Raw genomic sequence first — 19,372 nt, forward strand, 5'->3', positions numbered from 1 at the left:
GTGCCAGGCACTGGGTGCAAAATATCGACTTTAGGTCAGTGAATATCCTGATCCCTGAAACCAAGCAGATACAACACCGCATCCAGCCCCAGGGTTGATATCGCATGACGTGCACTTTCGCGCACAATGGGCTTGGCCCGAAAGGCTATGCCCAAGCCGGCCTGACTGAGCATCGGCAAATCGTTCGCACCGTCACCCACCGCGATGGTCTGTTCCAGCTGAATGCCCTCCCGTTGCGCCAGCTCGTGTAATAACTCGGCTTTGCGTGCGCCGTCGACAATAACGCCTTTCACTTCGCCGGTTACCCGGCCATCAGCAATCTCCAGCTCATTGGCATACACATAGTCGATGCCAAGACGCTGCTGCAAATAGTGCCCGAAATAGGTAAAACCGCCCGACAGAATCGCGGTTTTGAAGCCATAGGCCCGCAACGTACGAATCAGCCGCTCGGCGCCCTCGGTAATCGGCAATTGTGCTGCTATGCCGGCCAGCACCGATTCATCCAGCCCTTTCAGCAACGCCATGCGCTGCCGGAAACTTTGCTGAAAATCGAGCTCGCCGGACATCGCCCGTTCGGTAATGGCCGCTACTTGTTCGCCTACCCCGGCCGCCCGGGCCAGTTCGTCAATCACTTCGGTTTCGATCAGCGTTGAGTCCATATCGAAACACACCAGGCGGCGGTTGCGCCGGTAGACGGTGTCTTGCTGAAAGGCGACGTCAATGTCGAGCTGGCTGCTGATGTCCAGAAACGCCAGACGCAGAGCATCCGGGTTGCTCGGTTGCCCGCGCAGGGTCAGTTCAATACAGGCTTTGCCACTGTCTGCCAGTGCATCCAGCGGGATTCGGCCAGTCAGACGGGTAATGTCCTGAATGTTTAGGCCCTGCTCGCTGACCACGGTAGATACCCGGGCCAGTTGCTCGGCGGTAATGCGGCGCGCCAGCAAGGTGAGCACATAACGGTCTTTGCCTTGCTGGCCAACCCAGTCGGTGTAGGCGGGTTCTTCGACCGGGGTGAAACGGGCATGAATGCCCAGTTCATGCGCCTTGAACAGTATTTCCTTGAGCACACCCGAGGTATCGGCACCCTCGGGCAATTGCAGCAACATGCCCAGAGAAACCTGGTCATGAATGACCGACTGACCCATGTCGAGGAGGATGACGCCGAATTCAGCCAGCGTTGTGGTGAGCTCGGCGGTCAGACCCATGCGGTCGTGACCACTCACCTTTAACATTAAAATGGAACTCACCAGGCAAGGCTCCGGTCGGTGGACTTACTCGCTCTTCAGATTGGCCAGTTCGGCCAGCGCCTGGTCGGTAACGGTTTGCAACTCAACGATCAGGTCTTCTGTTTCGTGGGTGGACATGGCGCGAACCCGGTCCGGACCCATCATAAACAGGCCTTTCTTGATCTGACTCAGCTGGGCGTGCAACTGCTCTACCGAATTACTCATGCTGTTTCCTCATTGATTGGGACAGAGTGTGGACTGTGCGGAATCACTGAACCGCGGGTTCTTTATAGCCCGAAATACCGCTACCATAGCCGCCTTGAGCACGGCAGGCACTCCCCACAGGAAACAGGGGCTCCGCTGACCGGGCTGCGGCTGCCACCATGGTGACAGGCCGCGGTATTGTATCGACTGGGACGCCGCGGAACAATTAAGGAAGTTCCGAACACAGGGCCCGGACTTATTTCACCACCAGAGTACCTCAACACCCAGTATGACGGCAGACACGCGCAATCCCCAGACACAACCCGAGGCCCAACCGGCGGCCAAAGGCCTGTTGTCCCGACACTGGCTTCGCTGGCTGTGGCAACCGCTAACCGGCTTTACGCTGGCGCTGTTGGTCATGGTGAACCTGATGCTCTGGCTGTTCTGGTATCAGCCCGCCAGCGATGCCCTGGCGCAGGCTGGCCAGCGTCTCGGCGAGAGCCTGGCCCGTACTCTGGCGTTCGATATTGCCGCGCCCCTGCAACGCGGCGATCGGCTGGCCATCAGCCTGCTGTTGAATCGCACAGCCGAAGAGCCACTGGTGTTCAACGCCAGCCTGAACTCAACCAGCCAGGACATTACGCTGACGTCGCGTCCCGGTGGCCGCAACCCCGATGCCATCGACCGGTTCAGCCATCCGGTCTATTTTGAATCCGATTTGCTCGGCAACGTTGAAATACAACTCGACGACCAGCCCCTGCGTTCCTGGCAGGAACGCGCATACCGCGCCTGGTTTCTGTTCAACCTGCTGGCCCTGGCTTTGGCGGCGGGTCTGATAGGCTGGCGGACCCGCTTGCAGGATCAGGCGACCCAGAAGCTCGCCACTCAACTGAGCGAGCAGATTCCGGAATGGCGCGACGCGTTCAGCGGTCCGCCCGAACACCAGATCCGCATGCTGGTGCAACGCCTGAGCAACGCGCTGGATCGCAACGCCCAGGTGCTGCGCACCCTGGCCACCTCAACCGATTCCGCCGAGGCGGAACGGCTGCTTGAGCAGACCCATCTGGTGGGCGAAAAAGGGGCTTACTGCGATGTGGCCCTGCTCAATGTGCAATGCCACAACTGGGATGCCCTGACCCGCCATTACGACGCCCACCAGTTGCAGGGGCTTTGGGCACGGTATGAACACCTGATCACCCAGGTGGGTGAGCTCTATGGTGGCGTGCTGCTGCCCGAAGGCTTCACGCTGGTCTTTGGCCTGAGCGACGAGGACCATTACGCCATGAACGCCGTCTGCGCGGCCCGGGTACTGCAAATGGCCGCCGAGCAACTGCACCAGCAATCGCACCGGCAGCAGCCCAGTTTTGGCTATTCGCTGAGCGCAGGCCCGGCCTTTGTTTCCAGAACCACTAAGCACGGCATCCCCCTGCCTCTGGTCGCTGGCGATGCCTCCCAGTGGTTGCAACAGGTCAGCGCCCTGCAGCCCCGCGATACGCTTTACCTGGCCGAACCCATGTTGCAGGATGCCGAGCTGAACCGCAGTGTCGAAGTATCGCTGGTGCGTGATATCACGTTGTCGGACGGTTCCCGGCTGGAAGTCTGGGAGCTCGATGCCATCAGCGGCAATCAGGATCAATTGCTGCGCTCGCACGCACGCACGCTGTTGGAGGCGCAATGAAACACGTGCCCGCAGCCTGGCTGTGGGCAGGGCTGGTGGGGGTGTTTGCGGTCACGCTGCTGGCCAGCCTGGCGACCGGCCCCACGCATCTGCCCTGGTCTGGCCTGCTGAAACACCTCGTTACCGGCCCCAGCGACGATTTACAGGGGCTGATTCTCTGGCAGATCCGCATTCCCAGAACCCTGCTGGCACTCTGTGTGGGTGCGCTGCTGGCGGTTTGCGGAGTTCTGATTCAGGGGCTGTTTCGCAACCCCCTGGCCGAGCCCGGGTTAATGGGGGTATCCAGCGGCGCTACACTGATGGTCGTTGTTGTTCTGGTTCTGGCCAGTAATCTGCCCAATACCCTGCCCGTTGCGTTGCGACCCTTCCTGCTACCGCTGGTTGCCTTTGGCGGTGGCCTGGCCGCGACCCGCCTGGTCATGCTGATTGGGCAAAGCAGCCACTATTCACCGCTGCGGCTGATTCTGGCGGGCGTGGCCTTCAATATGGTGGCCGCTGCCGGCATTGGCCTGTGCGCTTATCTGGCCACGAATGAGCAACTGCGCACCCTGACGTTCTGGAGCCTGGGCAGTTTCGCAGCGGCCAGCTGGTCGGGCGTGGCGATCACCGCAGCAGTGCTGGCCATCATTGCCCCGCTCGCTTACCGGCAATGGCGACCGCTCAACGCCCTGTTATTGGGGGAATCCGAATGTCGCCACCTGGGCTTTGATGTACCAGCGCTGAAACGACGCATTGTCTATCTCAGCGCGGCCGGGGTGGGTGCCGCTGTCGCCTTTACCGGCATCATCGGTTTCATTGGCCTGGTTGTGCCGCACATCGTGCGCATGCTGACCGGTGCCGACCACCGTCGTTTGCTGCCACTCAGCCTGGCACTCGGTGCCCTGCTGACCCTGTGGGCCGACTGGCTGGCCCGCTCCGTCCTGAGCCCGGCCGAACTGCCGGTGGGCATCATTACTTCCTTGCTCGGCGGGCCGTTTTTCATTTATTTAATTCATCGTCAGCGGGGCCGATTGTCATGACGTTGCGCGCCGACCAGCTGACGCTGAGCCTGCTACCGGGTCAGCCCGTACTCACGGATGTGTCGATAGCAGTAGCGCCGGGCAAAATCACCGCCCTGATCGGGCAGAACGGCGCTGGCAAGAGCACCTTATTGAAGGCCCTGAGCGGTGAACTCACGCCAGAACGGGGCATGGTCAGCCTGCATGCCAAACCGATCCGCGACTGGCCGGGGCAGGACAGAGCCCGTCTGCTGTCCGTCTTGCCGCAGCAGCATGCGCTGAATTTCGAATTTCGGGTTGAAGAAGTAGTCGCGCTCGGCCGTTACCCGCATGGCACCGGTCATCAGCGGGATAGGCAGATTGTGCAAGAGGCACTGGCGCTGTGTGACCTGAGCCCGTTCAGCAAACGCAGCATCGATGACATCAGCGGCGGTGAACGACAGCGCGTCCACCTGGCCCGGGTGCTGGCCCAAATCTGGGAATCCCAGCCGGAAGGCCCCTGCTTCCTGCTGCTTGACGAGCCCACTACCGGAATGGACCTGAGCCATCAACAGGCTCTGTTCAAAGCGGTGCAACACTTTGCCAGGCGCGAGGTAGGCATTCTTTTGGTGGTACACGACCTGAACCTGGCGGCCCGTTACGCCGATCGGGTGGTGCTGATGCACCAGGGGCACATTGCTGAGCAAGGCACGCCCGATGAGGTTTTCAAAGCCGATACCCTGCAACGCTATTTCGACCTGGCGGTAACCGTGCTACGCCACCCGCGTCACGATTGCCCGCTGATCATTCCGGATTAACCCATGAGTCATTTCGAACCAGGAGTCTCAATGATCGAACTTTGCTCTGTTAACGATTTGAACGAAGGCGAGTCACTCGGCTTCGACATCACCGACAAACCGGTCTTCGCAGTGCGCAAAGACGGCGAGATTTTCGTCTACCACAATGAATGCCCGCACCTGGGCGTTGAGCTGGAATTTCAGGAAAACGATTTTCTGGATCTGGACGGCGCCCTGATTCAGTGCTCCACCCACGGTGCTCTTTTTGAAATAGAAACGGGCCATTGCTTGTCTGGCCCTTGTCAGGGGGACTATTTGAAGCCGGCTGAATTTACTGTAAAGGATGAAGTTTTATATCTGGTTTCCTGAAAAAGAAATTAGCACTTGATCGAAATTTGGAAATGACCTGTACACCAAGTGTCGGTCACCGGGTGGGCCTATCCGGGGTAGTCTGAGGCATGGACTAAAACGCCAGGAGCGTTTTAGCATGAGCAAAGCGAGCCCGAAGGGAGAATCCCATGGAGGGGATTCATATGCCGAAGCCTAGGCCCCATGGACGGGTTTACGCCGTCCCCGGAGAGGCCCACCCGGTGGCCGACACGACTTACTGGCACCTGAGCTGGAACAACCTCTGAACTCTGGCACTCAGCGACCTCGTGCCAGATAAGGATGCCGCGCCAGAAAGTCTCCGATTCGGCTAACCGCTTCTTCCAGGCGAGAGATCGAAACGGTGTAGGCAATCCGCACCGCACTGTGCTCAGTAGCCCCGCCAAAGTCGAGCCCCGGAGCAATCGCTACGCCAGTTTCTTCCAGCAATTGCTGACACCAGTCCATGGCGTCGTCGCACACCGATGACACATCAACATAAAGGTAGAAAGCGCCATCCGGTTGCGCCAGGAGCGGAAGGCCTAAAGCCTCAATGGCCGGTGCCAGTGTATCCCGACGTGCCTTGAGTTCAGCGGCTCTTTCAAAGCATTCTTGTTCTACTTCGGGAGTAAAAGCGGTCAATGCAGCGTGTTGGGCCATCGCAGGGGCCGACAGAAACAGGTTTTGCGCCAGGTGTTCTGCAGCGTCAACCGCGTATTCGGGCACAACAACCCAACCCAGACGCCAGCCGGTCATGCCATAGAATTTCGAGAAACTCTGGGTGACCCAGGCATCGTCGTTCACTGCCAGTGCGGTCGGCGGCAATGCTTCGGTAAAGGTCAGACCGTGATAGATTTCGTCGGCAAACACGGACAGATCGTGACGGTGGGCAAAGTCTGAAGCGGCGGTCCACTCTTCGCGGGACAGTACCTGACCCGTCGGATTACAGGGTGACGCCAGCAACAGACCGGTAGTCTCATCAGTCACAGCGGCTTCGAGGGCATCAATATCCAGTCGCAAGCCATCGCTAGACAGCGGCACCGAAATACCCTGACCATTGAGCACCTGCAGGAAATGCCGGTTGCAAGGGTAGCCAGGTTCGGGCAACAACACTCTCTTGCCGGGATCGATGGTAGCCGCAAATGCCAGCAACAAAGCGCTAGAACCACCCGGAGTTACCGCTATTCGCGCCGGATCGACGGTAATGCCATGCCATCGCTGGTAGCGGTCGGCTATGGCGGCACGCAGTGCGGGGATGCCCATGGCCGCAGTATAACCAGTGTGTCCGTCCGCCAATGCCTGCTGGCCCGCCTTTATGATAGCCTCAGGCGTTCCAAAATCCGGCTCACCAACGAACAGGCTGATGACGGAACGGCCTTCGGCTTCCATGGCCCGGGCCTTGGCGAGCACGCCCATAACGTGAAAGGGAGCGATGTGTCGGGTACGATCGGCGAGCCGGTTGGCGGACATAATTGCTACCTGCAAAGACTTAAAACCGTGGGCATAATGCAGAATCGACAACGCCCAGTCCAATACCAGCGCGCTATTCACTGTCTTCAATGGAGAACATGGCCAGCATGACGGCTCAGTCACCTCGCTATCGCGGGCGTTTCGCCCCTTCGCCCACCGGGCCACTGCACCTGGGCTCTTTGTTGGCGGCGCTGGTCAGCTACCTCGAAGCCCGGCGCCATGGCGGTGAATGGTGGGTACGCATTGAGGATCTGGACCCGCCGCGAACCCAGCCGGGTGCCAGTGATGCCATTCTGCGCAGCCTGGACTCTCACGGCCTGACGTGGGATTCGCCGGTGATGTACCAGAGCCAGCGCGATGATGCCTACCACCACGCCATTGAGGTATTGGCCGACCTGGATCAGCTGTTCTGGTGCCGCTGCAGCCGCAAGCAGTTGGCCGGGCAGCCGGTTTACCCTGGCACGTGCCGCGCTTGTCGTCAGCCGCGGGGCGATGCCGCCATCCGCTTTCAAACACCCGACATCGACGATGCCTTTACCGACCTGTTTCAGGGGCCACAGCGAACGGCACTGGCGCGCGACTACGGCGATGTCGTGATTCGCCGGCGCGACGGTCTGTTTGCCTACCAGCTGGCCGTAGTGGTGGACGACGCCGACCAGGGCATGACCGACATCGTGCGCGGCATCGATTTGCTCAGCTCCACTTTCTGGCAGCGCGCGCTGTATCGGGCACTGGGTCATGAGTGCCCGAACCATGCACATTTTCCGGTGTTGGTAGATGCCGGTCAAAAGCTCAGCAAACAGAACTTTGCGCCGGCTCTGGACAACAACCAGGCCACGGCCAACCTGATGCAGCTCTGGCCCTGGCTCGGTCTTGATATTCAGGCCGACACGCCCGAGCGCATGCTTGCCGAAGCGCTCGGGCAATGGTCTCCCACATACCTGCATGGGTTGGCTGAGATAGCCCTCTAAACGAACCCCCTAATTTTAACCCGGTTAAAAAAGTCGTTGTTGATTCGTTCCTGGCCTGTTTGCTGGCGCGAACCTGAATGCGGGTTTACGCTAAGTAGACTTTGCTTTCGGGTTGCACTGTTTCATGACTGTAAACGCTTCACTGGCGCGCCGTTTGCTCCTTTACATCACGTTTGGCGTGGCCATCGCCATTCTGGTGACCATGTTGATGCAATACTCCGCGCTCAACCGGACCATGGAGGGGTTGCGCAACCAGAACGTGGATGCCTCACTGGGCAATATGCTGCCCATTATTCAGGAATCGATGTGGGCCTTTGACGATAGCGGCGTCACCCGCGCCGCCAATGCCCTGCTGCGCGATCCTTATATCTCTGGCGTAGCCGTTCGCAGCGCCGAGGGCGAAATCAGCCTGAACCTTGGCGATCTGAACAACATGTCGTTCACCAACCTGCCTCCGGGCGGTGACCGTACTGAATGGAATGATGCCAACAGCCTGTTCATCAGCACGCCCGTCGTGCATGAGTTCAATAATTCTGAGTCTGTCATTGGCTGGATCTATCTGCGCAGCGACGATCGCCTGATCGAGAATCAGGTTCGGCTGGTACTGGGTGGCGTCATCATTTCTGCGGTGCTGGCCATCGTTCTGTTGCTGATTGGACTCTATGCTCTGGTTGACCGCATCGTCGCAGTACCAATCAAAGCGTTTACCGATTTCGTCGAACGCACGTCCAAGGGTGATGTCTCCACCTGGGTCGTGCAGCGCGAACCATCGCTCGAAGCCCGGTCCGATGAAATCGGTCGTTTGTATCAGTCATTCAACGATCAACGCGACCGCCTGATCGAGCACGAGAAAGAACTGCTGGAATACCGAACCGAGCTTGAAGCAACCGTAAGCGAACGGACCGAGGCGCTGCAACGCAGCAACACCGAGTTAAGCGAGTCACTTGAAAAACTCCAGATCGCTCAGGATGAACTGTTGCAAAGTGAGAAGCTGGCTTCGCTGGGCAATCTGGTCAGCGGCGTCGCCCATGAAGTCAACACGCCATTGGGTGTCTCCATTACCGCGGCCAGCCACCTGACCTCAGAGGCTCGCCAGACGCAACGGGAGCTGGAAAATGAAACGCTCACCAAATCGGATCTCGAACGGTTCTTCCATGAGTGCCTGGAAACCGGCACGCTGTTGTCGAGCAACCTGGATCGGGCGGCGCAACTGATTCGATCGTTCAAGCAGGTGGCGGTGGATCAGACCAGCGATGAACAGCGCGACATTAATCTGCAGGTGTATGTCGATGAAATTCTGGCCAGCCTGAAACCAAAATACAAAAACACCCCGATTCGGGTCGTGAATGACATCGACCCCGATATTGCCCTGCAACTGACACCAGGGGCGCTGGCACAGGTCATCACCAACCTGATCATCAATTCGTTGCTCCATGGGTTCGACGACAGCACCCGCCCGGGTCAGATCCGGCTGTTTAACCGGGTAGAGCAAAACACGCTGGAGCTGATTTACGAAGACGACGGAGAAGGCATGAGCCCCGATACCCAGAAACGCATGTTCGATCCGTTTTTTACGACTCGCCGGTCCAGTGGTGGCAGCGGCCTGGGCATGAACATCGTCTTTAATCTGGTCACCGGCAAGCTGAACGGAAAAATACGGCTCGACAGCCCGCCACATCAAGGTTGCCGACTGATCATCACCATCCCCTATTCACCGGCAGACGCTACGCCGGAGCCAACACCAACCCCGGACACCGCATTATGAGTGAGAAACTGACCTTCGCGAGCGAACCCACCACCTCAAACCAGGAGAACCTGCTGCCGTGGAAGGTGCTGATCGTGGACGACGACGAAGAAGTACACGCCATCACTACCCTGGCGCTGCGCAATTTCCGGTTCGATGGTCGGCCGCTGGCCTTCCTGCACAGCTACAGCGGTGTCGAAGGCGAAGCGATGATGAGAGACAACCCGGATACGGCCCTGTGCCTGCTCGATGTGGTCATGGAAACCGACCACGCCGGGCTGGATCTGGCCGAAACCATTCGCACCCGGCTGGACAATACCTTCACCCGTATTGTGCTGCGCACTGGCCAGCCAGGCCAGGCACCGGAAGAAACCATCATTGCCGACTACGACATCAACGACTACAAGGAAAAAACCGAGCTCACGCGCAGCAAACTGCACACCTTGCTGTTCTCCTGTTTGCGCAGTTACCGCGACATCCTCGCGCTTGACCGCAGCCGGCAGGGTCTGGAGCGTATTCTCAGCGCCTCTATTCACCTGCAGCAGAAAACCTTCCTCACCGACTTTGCCCTGGGCATTCTCGAGCAGATATCCGCGATACTGTCGCCTGACGAAGATGCGCTTTACGCTCAGTGCGAAGGGATCGCCGCCCATGAACAGGCCGGCAAACTGACCGTTGTTGCCGGAACCGGGGCCTATCACAGCAAAGTGGGCGTCCCGGTTACCCAGCTGCTGCCCGACAGCGTTCGTACCTTCATCGACAGTACCGAACTCGGGTATCACTCGCATTACATGGACAATGGTTATCTATGCCTTTACCGGTCCAACGACTTGCATTTAAGCATGTTGTTCCTCAAGGGGCTGACGCCTCAGAGTCCCATCGAACGCCACCTGCTTGAGGTTTTTTGCCAGAACGCCCTGACCGCCTTTGAAAACCTGTCGCTGCGCACCGAACTCGAAGACAGCCAGCGCGAGATCGTTTTTATTCTGGGCGATGCGGTGGAGCATCGATCCCGGGAAACCGGTCAGCACTTGCGGAGGGTGTCGCACATCAGTGAACTGATCGCACTGAAAGCAGGGCTGGGCGAACAACAGGCACAGTTAATCCGAGAGGCAGCGCCTTTGCACGATCTGGGCAAAATAGGCATACCCGACCAGGTACTGAACAAGCCCGGCCCTCTGGATGCCGAGGAATGGGCCATCATGAAAACCCATTCGCAGATCGGTTACGACTTGCTGCACCAGTCGGATAAATCCATTCTCAAAGTCGGTGCGATGATCGCTCTGGATCACCACGAACGCTGGGACGGTACCGGCTACCCCCATGGCAAGCAGGGCGATGCAATCAGCATTGAAGGCCGCATAACGGCCCTGGCAGATGTGTTTGACGCACTCACCAGCGCTCGCTGCTACAAGAACCCCTGGTCTTACGAGGAGACTCGGGCCTTAATCGAACGAGAACGTGGCCAGCAGTTCGACCCAGCCCTGGCCGACATAGTACTGGCTCATTTCGATGACCTCATTGCCATCAAAAACACCTACCCCGACTGATCCCCGGCCACGCCCGGGCGGGAATTCTTCAGACGCTGCTTAAATTCTGGCCGCTGTAAGGGTAGGATATCGCCCGCATTCTCGGGCGGGCGACCCATGTCACTGTCGTTATTACTCAAGCTGTTCATCTTACCCTTCTACCTCTTGCTGCCATTCTCACTGGATGGCTCCGGGACGGTGCAGCTGTGGTATCTGCCTTTCCTGATCTGGACAGGCCTGATTGCGGTCAACGCATTGGCTGAATACCTGCGGAGTCGGCGCTGATGGACTTTAGCTGGCAACTCCTGATCAGTGTCACTCTGGGTTACCTGCTGCTGCTGTTTCTGGCCGCCTATTGCGCAGAGCGCGGCTGGATCCCGCAGAACCTGGCCCGGCACCCGCTGGTCTACCTGCTGGCGCTGGGCGTGTATTGCAGCGCCTTTGCGTTCTATGGCAGTGTCGGCCTAGCCTACCATCTGGGCTACGGGTACCTCGCCCTGTATCTGGGCCTCGCCATTGCCCTGGTGTTCTCGGCCATCATACTGCGGCCCATACATGATCTGTCGCGCAGTTATCAGTTGGCCTCCCTGGCCGATCTGTTCGCCTTTCGCTACCGCAGCCGCTGGGTCGGGTTTCTGACCACCCTGGGCGTGGTCCTGGCCATGTTACCCATGCTGGCGCTGCAGATTCAGGCCATTACCGACACCATTACCCTGCTCGACCCAAACACCATGGCCTGGCCCCTGGCACTGCTAATTTGTCTGATTCTGCTGGCGTTTTCCATTCTGTTTGGGGCCCGCGATATCGCCCCGACCGAGAAGCATCGGGGGCTGATGTTCGCGCTGGCGTTTGAGTCGCTGTTCAAACTGGTCGCGTTTCTGGTGATTGGCGGCGTTGCTGCGCTGGAAGTATTCGGCAGCTGGCCAGGCATTACCCGTTGGTCACAGCTGGCACTCGAGCCCCAGTTTCAAACGCCTCCGCTGCAACCGGTGCAGTGGTTCTCGCTGCTGCTGATGTTCGTTTCCGCGCCGCTGGTATTACCGCATCTGTTCCAGCTGTTGTTCCGGGAAACCACCAATCTGTCGCGGTTGCGCATGGCCAGTTGGGCGATGCCCGTTTACCTGTTGCTGATGGCACTGCCAGTAATGCCGATTCTCTGGGCCGGCCAGTCACTCGGCTCGACCGCCAGCCCAGAGTACTTCTCCCTGTCCATTGGGCTGCTGCTCGACAAACCCTGGGTAACCTGGCTGGCCTACCTGGGTGGCTTGTCGGCCGCCGCTGGCATCACCGTGCTGGCGTCAATCTCCATGGCCAGCATGGCAATGAACCATCTGGTACTCCCATTTTACAAGCCGAGCTTCAGCGCCGATGTATACCGCTGGCTGCTGTGGGTGCGACGCCTGCTGATCGGCGTGGTCATCGGTTTGTCTTACGCGCTCTATCTGTTGCTCAACCAGGTGCAGAACCTCACCTCCCTGGGCATCACTGCCTTTACCGGCTTGCTGCAGTTATTGCCAGGCATTCTGGGCCTGCTGTTCTGGGCCGGGGCCAATCGCCAGGGGTTTGTCAGCGGGTTAACGCTCGGCTTGCTGGTCTGGGCCGCCAGCCTGGCCATTCCGATGCTGGCCGAAAGCTTGTCGCTGGGTAACCAGCTGCGCATGGGCTTCGCCCTGGAAGCTGATCACTGGTCGCTGACCACTCTGGTCTCGCTGGGCATCAACACGCTCACCTTTGTGCTGGTCTCGCTGCTCACCCGCACCAGCAAGGAGGAGAAAGACGCCGCCCAAACCTGCGTCATTACCTCGGTCGACCGGCGCCATCGTCTGCCGCTAAAAGCGCGTAATGTTACCGAATTCATCGAAACACTGAGTCGCCCGCTGGGGCGCATCATGGCCGAACGCGAAGTGAAGCGAGCGCTGAAAACGCTGGGCTTTCCGCTCGGCGAATACCGCCCTTACGCCCTGCGCCGCCTGCGCGACACCATTGAAGCCAACTTATCGGGGTTGATGGGCCCGAGCGTCGCCCAGGCACTGGTCGCCCGCTACCTGCCCTACGAGCAAAGCGGACGTGCTGAGCGGGATGACATCTACTTTTTCGAGCAACGGCTCGATGGTTACCACCATCAGCTAACCGGCATGGCTGCCGAACTCGACCGGCTGCGCCGACACCACCGCGAAACGCTCTACAACTTGCCGATCGGTGTCTGCTCCCTGGCCAGCGACGGTGAAATATTGCTGTGGAACCGGGTCATGGCCGACATGACCGGCATCAGTGAAGCCGAAGCCATTGGCGCCCGCCTCGATTCCTTGCCCGCCAACTGGTACGACCTGCTCGACAGCTTTCTCAAGGGCCAGTCCAACAAGCTCACCGTTGAACAGCCCAATGCCGATGGCCGGGGCAAACGCTGGTTCAGCCTGCATCGCAGTGCCCAGATGCAGCGCCGCGATGAGCCGCTCGAAGGCACGGTCATTCTGCTTGAAGACGAAACCGAGCATAAGCTGCTGGAATCGGAACTGGTGCATTCCGAGCGCCTGGCCTCTATTGGTCGTCTGGCCGCTGGCGTTGCCCATGAAATTGGCAACCCCATTACCGGCATCGACTGCCTGGCTCAGGATCTGAAATACGTGACTGACCCGGCCGAGCAACAGGTGATTGCCGATCAGATTCGGGAGCAGGCGGGCCGGGTGACCAAAATTGTACGCTCGCTGGTCAACTTCGCACACGCCGGCCAGGGTGATGGCAAGGCCGACCACCAACCTTACCCGTTACGCCAGGTGGTGCAGGACGCCATCGACCTGCTCTCCCTGTCGCGCGATGCGCAAAGAGTGATCTTTGTGAATGAGGTTGCCGACGACCTGACCGTACTGTGCGAGGCCCAGCGCCTGAGCCAGGTATTCATCAACCTGCTCGGCAACGCCCGGGATGCCAGCCCGGATGGCGAGGTGATCCGGGTGCGGGCCGAAGCCGAAGTAGAGAGTGCCGTGGTAGAGGTCATCGACCGGGGAACCGGCATCGCAGCCGACGTTGTCGATCACATTTTCGACCCCTTCTTCACCACCAAGGAAGTCGGCAAAGGCACCGGGCTAGGCCTGTTTCTGGCCTATACCATTGTCGAGGAACACTACGGACATATGGCGGTGGACAGCCCCGCGTTTGCTGCCGAGGGCATTGGCACTCGGTTCACAATTCGGTTACCCTTACATCGCTTGTTACCTCAGGTAACACCCTGAGCACAGCGCACCACGGCTTGAAAACCTGCCCGTTTCAATGTCAGGGCAGCGATCAGGCCCGGGTCGTCGGGATTGACGGCACATCGCGGCCGGTCCGACACACAACGCAGTACGACGCATTCCATGGCACGGGTAACAGACCGGGCCGAGACGGAGGTCAGACATGAGTGACATTCTGGTAGTTGAAGATGAGAGCATTATCCGCTCAGCCCTGAAACGACTGTTGGAACGTCATCAATACCAGGTCATAGAAGCCGAATCGGTCACCGAAGCCAGTCAGCACGACCTGGGCCGGTTCGACCTGATCATCACCGATTTGCGACTGCCCGGTGCACCGGGTACCGACCTGATCGATATGGCCGGCGACGTGCCGGTGCTAATCATGACCAGCTACGCCAGCATGCGCTCCGCCGTCGATGCGATGAAAATGGGCGCGGTCGATTACATCGCCAAGCCGTTTGATCACGAAGAAATGGTGCGAACGGTCGGGCGCATTGTCAGCACACACCGTCAGCAGCGGGTGCAGCATGAATCCGGCGACAGCCAACCCGAAGTCAGTCATCACCAACCTCACAGCACCCTGGGCGACCTGGTCGGCAGCTGTGACGCCATGCAACGGCTTTACCATCGAATTCGCCGCGTTGCACCGGCCGATATCACCGTTCTGATTCACGGCGAGTCCGGTACCGGTAAAGAACTGGCCGCCCGCGCCATTCACCAGCACAGCCCCCGCCACGACCAGCCGATGATCAGCGTCAACTGCGCAGCCATTCCCGAAAGCCTGATCGAGTCGGAGCTGTTTGGTCACGAGAAAGGGGCCTTCACCGGTGCAACAGCCGCGCGCCAGGGCCTGGTAGAAGCCGCCGAGGGCGGCTCCCTGTTTCTGGACGAAATTGGTGAGTTGCCGATGGAAGCCCAGGCACGGCTGCTGCGAGTGATACAGGAAAGCGAAGTACGCCGGGTCGGCTCGGTAAATTCGCGCACCGTTGATGTCCGGCTGATCGCGGCCACCCACCGTAATCTCAAGCAACTGGTCAAGGAAGGCCGGTTCCGGGAAGACTTGTATTACCGGCTGCAAGTCATAGAAGTAACGCTGCCGCCGTTGCGCGAGCGCGGACAGGATGTCGTTGAAATTGCCGAACACCTCATTGCCAAGCACGCACGCCGGCTCAAACTCGATGGACCCGTGCTGCTCTCAAAAGACGCCCGCGACGCCATGTTGCACTACGACTGGCCCGGTAACGTGCGTGAACTGGAAAACGCCATACAACGTTCCCTTATTCTCAGTGAAGGCGGCGAGATCACCCTCGATGAAATGGGCCTCGACCAGGAAGACTGGAAAATACCGGACACCCTGGTCAGCGAAGAAGCCCCTACCGCGTCGCCCGGCATTAACAGCCACTCACAGGACGTAGACGATCTGTCACTGGAAGACTACTTCCAGCACTTCGTGCTCGAACACCAGGAAGGCATGTCGGAAACCGAGCTGGCGCAAAAGCTCGGCATCAGCCGCAAGTGCCTCTGGGAGCGTCGCCAGCGCCTGGGCATCCCCCGCCCCAAGAAAGGCAGCACCACCTCTTCCGCCAGCACAACCACCCAGTAACACTCCGCCATTTCCGCCAGTAAACCGTCCTTCCGCCTTCAGCGTTGTTACATAGCCTTACGCACGTAACAACTCTGACACTTACGGTAACAAACAACGCTTACGGACCGCTGACAAGTTGCTTACATTTTGATCAGTGCTTTTTAACTCATTGTTTTATAACAACTTTTTAAAAATGGCACAGCACCTGCAATATCTAAGGGGCAAGAGAAGATCGGCCCATCAACAAAAACAACAACGGGCCAACCACAAGCAACCCCCACCCAAAAACAACAACAAGGGGGTAGCATTAAAAAACGGGCAAACACCATTGTCAGCTGCTAACAACAAAAACAATAAACGACACTAATAATAAGAAAACAAATGACAGTGTAAGGTCATGGGGGCATCAAGATCCCCAGACATCAAGAATAATAAGCCCCACTCACCTGTTTCAGTATGCAGGTTCAGATCGTGATGCTTCGTCACGCTGCTAGAGCCGGCCTCGTGCCGGCCGCTCGTAGTTATACCCCATCCCTGAACACATCCGCTTTAGTTGCGCCTGCGACGCCTCACATCTTCACGTCCAGTGCCAGCATTCCTCCTTAACCGTGTCTATTCAGAGCTATTTCGCGCCATGAGGCCGATTTTAGCCATCAAATGGACAGATTGACGGGCGCGAGGCATAGAGAATGATGGCTGCTTCCGCTAAACTGCGCGCTCTTTGAACAATGCGAGATCATGTGCAAACCATGGTAGTGGACTGGATCAAACGCTGGTTACCGCAAAAAACGAACAGCATCGAGTTGAGTACAATCCCGAGAGACGAACACCGCGTATCCCGGAAAGACATCAACCATACCGCTTTGAAAGTGCTGTATCGCCTGCAAAATGCCGGATACGAAGGGTACCTGGTTGGCGGTTGCGTGCGCGACCTGCAACTCGGCCTGAGACCCAAGGATTTCGACGTCGCCACCGACGCCACGCCCGAACAGGTGCGCAAGCTGTTCAGCAATTCCCGCCTGATTGGCCGTCGTTTCCGCATTGTCCACGTCACCTTTGGTCGAGAAATCATTGAAGTGACCACCTTTCGTGGCCGAACCGACGACAACAACGACAACCATCTGCAAAAACAGTCCGACGAAGGCCTGTTGCTGCGCGATAACGTTTACGGCTCACTCGAAGAGGACGCCGAACGTCGCGACTTTACCGTGAACGCCCTGTACTACACCCCCAAAGATTTCACCCTGAAAGCCTACGGCTCGGGCATGAATGACCTGGAAAACAAGGTACTACGCATTATCGGCGACCCGGAAACCCGCTACCGCGAAGACCCGGTACGGATGATGCGCGCGGTTCGTTTTGCCGCCAAACTGGGCTTCAGCATAGAACCACGCACCGGCGACCTGATTCCCGAGCTGGCACCGCTGCTCAGCAACGTGGCAGCGGCGCGACTGTTCGACGAAGTGATCAAGATGTTGATGTCCGGGCATGGTCTGGCCACCTGGCGTCTGATGCGTGAATACAACCTGGTTGAGCCCCTACTACCGGCCACTCACGCCGCACTTAAAGCCTCTACCGATGGCTATTACGACGCCTTCATAGAACAGGCCCTGGTCAATACCGACGATCGCATCAATCGCGGCAAGCCCGTGACGCCTGCCTTCCTGTATGCTGCTTTGTTGTGGCCTCCGGTTCGTGAAGAAGCCGAGCACAGCATCAACATGGGCACACCGGAACAACCTGCCTGGTTGCAGGCCATGGGTAAAATAGTTGCGCATCAGATTTCATCCATCGCCATTCCCAAGCGGTTTTCGATCCCGATGAAAGAAATCTGGGAACTCCAGTTGCGGTTGCCCAAACGCACACCGAAACGCGCTGAGCAAGTCGCCAGCCACCCCCGATTCCGGGCGGCCTACGATTTCCTGTTGCTGCGGGAAAGTGCCGGCGAGAAAACCGGCAATCTGGGCCAATGGTGGACCGACTATCAGACTGAAAACCCGGATATTCGCCGCGATATGGCCAGCGAAGCGGCCAGTGACCGCCCGCGTCGCCGCCGTCGCCGTCGGCCGCCGCAAAACCGTGGCGAGTCGGCCTCCTGATCGACTCCCAGGGTTCTGACCTATGCCTCCTGAATCCCTGCAACATCGCGCTTACATTGCGCTGGGCAGCAACCTGGGCGTCAGCGACAAGGCACTCGAGGGCGCACTGGGCAAGCTCGATGACCTGCCCGGAACCCGGGTGCTTCAGGTCTCGCCCTGGTATCGCAGTGCTGCCATCGGCGGCCCGGCCGACCAGCCAGACTACCTGAATGCTGTCTGTGAAATAACCACCGGCCTCGCCCCACGCGCCCTGCTGGATGCCCTGCATCAGATCGAGCATCACTTCGGCCGTGAGCGCCAGGTACGATGGGGGCCTCGCACGCTTGATCTCGATATTATCTGGTACCAGAACGTTACCTCAGAAGACCCCGAGCTGACACTGCCGCACCCCAGAGCGCATGAACGGGCTTTCGTTATCCGCCCGCTGGCCGACATTGCGCCGGAACTGGTACTCGGGAATCAGCCTCTGAACCACTGGCTGGAACGCACCCGGGACCAGGCGATAAGCCGCCTGTAAGCGCATTGCCAACCACCATTCAACAATGGCACCGCGAAACCCCGAATAGCCGGTAAACCGTGGCGGCAAAACCGCTGAACAGCACCAATACACGGCATACCATCACACCGGCTTGACTTAGCCCCCCCAAATCGCAACCATTCGCACCCACCTAACCGATCGAGAGAGCCCCGATGGTGAAGAATCACACGGTAGCCACCCTGAAACAGCTCGTCGCCGACGGCCAGAAATTCAGCATGCTCACCGCCTATGACGCTTCTTTTGCGCAGATGTTCTCTACCCTGGGTGTCGAATCCCTGCTGGTGGGTGATTCACTGGGCATGGTGGTTCAGGGCCACACGTCTACCCTGCCGGTCACCCTGGAGCAGATGGTGTACCACACCACTGCCGTTGCCCGAGGCAACCAGGGGGCCCTGGTCATCGCCGATCTGCCGTTCAACAGCTACTCAAGTGTTGACCAATGCCAGGCCAATGCGGGCCAGCTCATGCAGGCCGGTGCACACATGGTCAAACTCGAGGGCGGTGCCTGGCTTGCCGACAGCATTGTGTCGCTCAGCCGCGCCGGCATCCCAACCTGCGTGCACCTTGGCTTAACGCCCCAGTCGGTTAATAAATTCGGGGGCTACAAGGTTCAGGGGCGCAACGAAGCCGCCGCCCAGACCATGATCAACGATGCCATTGCCCTGGTAGAGGCCGGTGCCGATTTTGTGTTGCTGGAATGCGTACCGACTGACCTGGCCCGCGCCATTACCGACGCCGTGCCGGTGCCGGTAATCGGCATTGGTGCCGGTAACGTGACCGATGCTCAGGTGCTGGTCAGCTACGACATGCTGGGCTTCACCCAGCACCGCCTGCCGAAGTTTGTGAAGAACTATATGGCCGAACCCAATACCCTGGCCGAGGCGGTGACCCGCTTTATAGATGAGGTGAAATCCGGCGCTTTTCCCGGCCCGGAACATGCCTTCGACTAAGCGCCTGT

The 19,372-nt window shown here is 58.8% G+C and carries 16 protein-coding genes; 13 read left to right on the forward strand and 3 right to left on the reverse strand.

The annotated features are described in order from the left end of the window. Nucleotides 1-35: 35 nt before the first annotated feature. On the reverse strand, nt 36-1,247 hold the full coding sequence (gene serB, locus EP166_RS07550) for a phosphoserine phosphatase SerB (protein ID WP_281276761.1): 1,212 nt from the start codon (nt 1,245-1,247) through the stop codon (nt 36-38). A 24-nt stretch (nt 1,248-1,271) separates the two neighbouring features. Then, nucleotides 1,272-1,451 (reverse strand): hypothetical protein, encoded by a 180-nt coding sequence (locus EP166_RS07555; protein ID WP_127556143.1) that lies wholly within the window; start codon nt 1,449-1,451, stop codon nt 1,272-1,274. Between the two features lie 268 nt (nt 1,452-1,719). Between EP166_RS07555 and EP166_RS07560 the strand changes: the two genes are divergently transcribed. From EP166_RS07560 to EP166_RS07575, 4 genes are read left to right on the forward strand one after another with little or no spacing between them, the layout of a single operon-like run. Continuing rightward, the gene (locus tag EP166_RS07560; protein WP_127556144.1) at nt 1,720-3,108 is read left to right on the forward strand and encodes a hypothetical protein; all 1,389 of its coding nucleotides are present in this window, start codon (nt 1,720-1,722) and stop codon (nt 3,106-3,108) included. After that, nucleotides 3,105-4,127: a FecCD family ABC transporter permease gene (locus EP166_RS07565; protein WP_127556145.1), complete on the forward strand. Its 1,023-nt coding sequence runs from the start codon at nt 3,105-3,107 to the stop codon at nt 4,125-4,127. Before EP166_RS07560 ends, EP166_RS07565 begins: the two co-directional genes overlap by 4 nt. Further along, complete coding sequence (locus EP166_RS07570; RefSeq protein WP_127556146.1) at nt 4,124-4,903, forward strand: heme ABC transporter ATP-binding protein; 780 nt, start codon at nt 4,124-4,126, stop codon at nt 4,901-4,903. The genes EP166_RS07565 and EP166_RS07570 overlap by 4 nt, the downstream gene beginning before the upstream one ends. Nucleotides 4,904-4,933: 30 nt before the next feature. Next, complete coding sequence (locus EP166_RS07575; protein WP_127556147.1) at nt 4,934-5,251, forward strand: Rieske (2Fe-2S) protein; 318 nt, start codon at nt 4,934-4,936, stop codon at nt 5,249-5,251. 276 nt (nt 5,252-5,527) lie between these two features. Here the strand turns inward: EP166_RS07575 and EP166_RS07580 are convergent, their stop codons facing one another. Then, nucleotides 5,528-6,718 (reverse strand): aminotransferase class I/II-fold pyridoxal phosphate-dependent enzyme, encoded by a 1,191-nt coding sequence (locus tag EP166_RS07580; protein ID WP_127556148.1) that lies wholly within the window; start codon nt 6,716-6,718, stop codon nt 5,528-5,530. A 98-nt stretch (nt 6,719-6,816) separates the two neighbouring features. Between EP166_RS07580 and gluQRS the strand changes: the two genes are divergently transcribed. The 9 genes from gluQRS (at nt 6,817) to panB (ending at nt 19,364) form a co-directional block, all read left to right on the forward strand. Continuing rightward, on the forward strand, nt 6,817-7,689 hold the full coding sequence (gluQRS, locus tag EP166_RS07585) for a tRNA glutamyl-Q(34) synthetase GluQRS (RefSeq protein ID WP_246026230.1): 873 nt from the start codon (nt 6,817-6,819) through the stop codon (nt 7,687-7,689). A gap of 124 nt (nt 7,690-7,813) precedes the next feature. Continuing rightward, on the forward strand, nt 7,814-9,454 hold the full coding sequence (locus EP166_RS07590; RefSeq protein ID WP_127556149.1) for a sensor histidine kinase: 1,641 nt from the start codon (nt 7,814-7,816) through the stop codon (nt 9,452-9,454). After that, nucleotides 9,451-10,983 carry a DUF3369 domain-containing protein gene (locus EP166_RS07595; protein ID WP_127556150.1) on the forward strand — a complete coding sequence of 511 codons (1,533 nt, stop codon included), beginning with the start codon at nt 9,451-9,453 and terminating at the stop codon, nt 10,981-10,983. The genes EP166_RS07590 and EP166_RS07595 overlap by 4 nt, the downstream gene beginning before the upstream one ends. A 96-nt stretch (nt 10,984-11,079) precedes the next feature. Next, on the forward strand, nt 11,080-11,247 hold the full coding sequence (locus EP166_RS21120) for a hypothetical protein (protein ID WP_164743850.1): 168 nt from the start codon (nt 11,080-11,082) through the stop codon (nt 11,245-11,247). Then, entirely contained in the window at nt 11,247-14,192 is a 2,946-nt protein-coding gene (locus EP166_RS07600) for a sensor histidine kinase (protein ID WP_127556151.1), read from the forward strand. Before EP166_RS21120 ends, EP166_RS07600 begins: the two co-directional genes overlap by 1 nt. A gap of 163 nt (nt 14,193-14,355) precedes the next feature. Continuing rightward, on the forward strand, nt 14,356-15,795 hold the full coding sequence (locus EP166_RS07605; protein WP_127556152.1) for a sigma-54-dependent transcriptional regulator: 1,440 nt from the start codon (nt 14,356-14,358) through the stop codon (nt 15,793-15,795). A gap of 731 nt (nt 15,796-16,526) precedes the next feature. Continuing rightward, on the forward strand, nt 16,527-17,876 hold the full coding sequence (pcnB, locus tag EP166_RS07610) for a polynucleotide adenylyltransferase PcnB (RefSeq protein WP_220432526.1): 1,350 nt from the start codon (nt 16,527-16,529) through the stop codon (nt 17,874-17,876). 22 nt (nt 17,877-17,898) lie between these two features. Next, on the forward strand, nt 17,899-18,393 hold the full coding sequence (gene folK / locus EP166_RS07615; protein ID WP_127556154.1) for a 2-amino-4-hydroxy-6-hydroxymethyldihydropteridine diphosphokinase: 495 nt from the start codon (nt 17,899-17,901) through the stop codon (nt 18,391-18,393). A gap of 173 nt (nt 18,394-18,566) precedes the next feature. Beyond that, a complete protein-coding gene (gene panB, locus EP166_RS07620) occupies nt 18,567-19,364 on the forward strand; it encodes a 3-methyl-2-oxobutanoate hydroxymethyltransferase (protein WP_220432500.1) in 798 nt (265 codons plus the stop codon). The last annotated feature ends 8 nt before the right edge of the window (nt 19,365-19,372 follow it).

It is taken from the genome of Saccharospirillum alexandrii (assembly GCF_004000275.1).
GTDB classification, from domain to species: domain Bacteria; phylum Pseudomonadota; class Gammaproteobacteria; order Pseudomonadales; family Natronospirillaceae; genus Saccharospirillum; species Saccharospirillum alexandrii.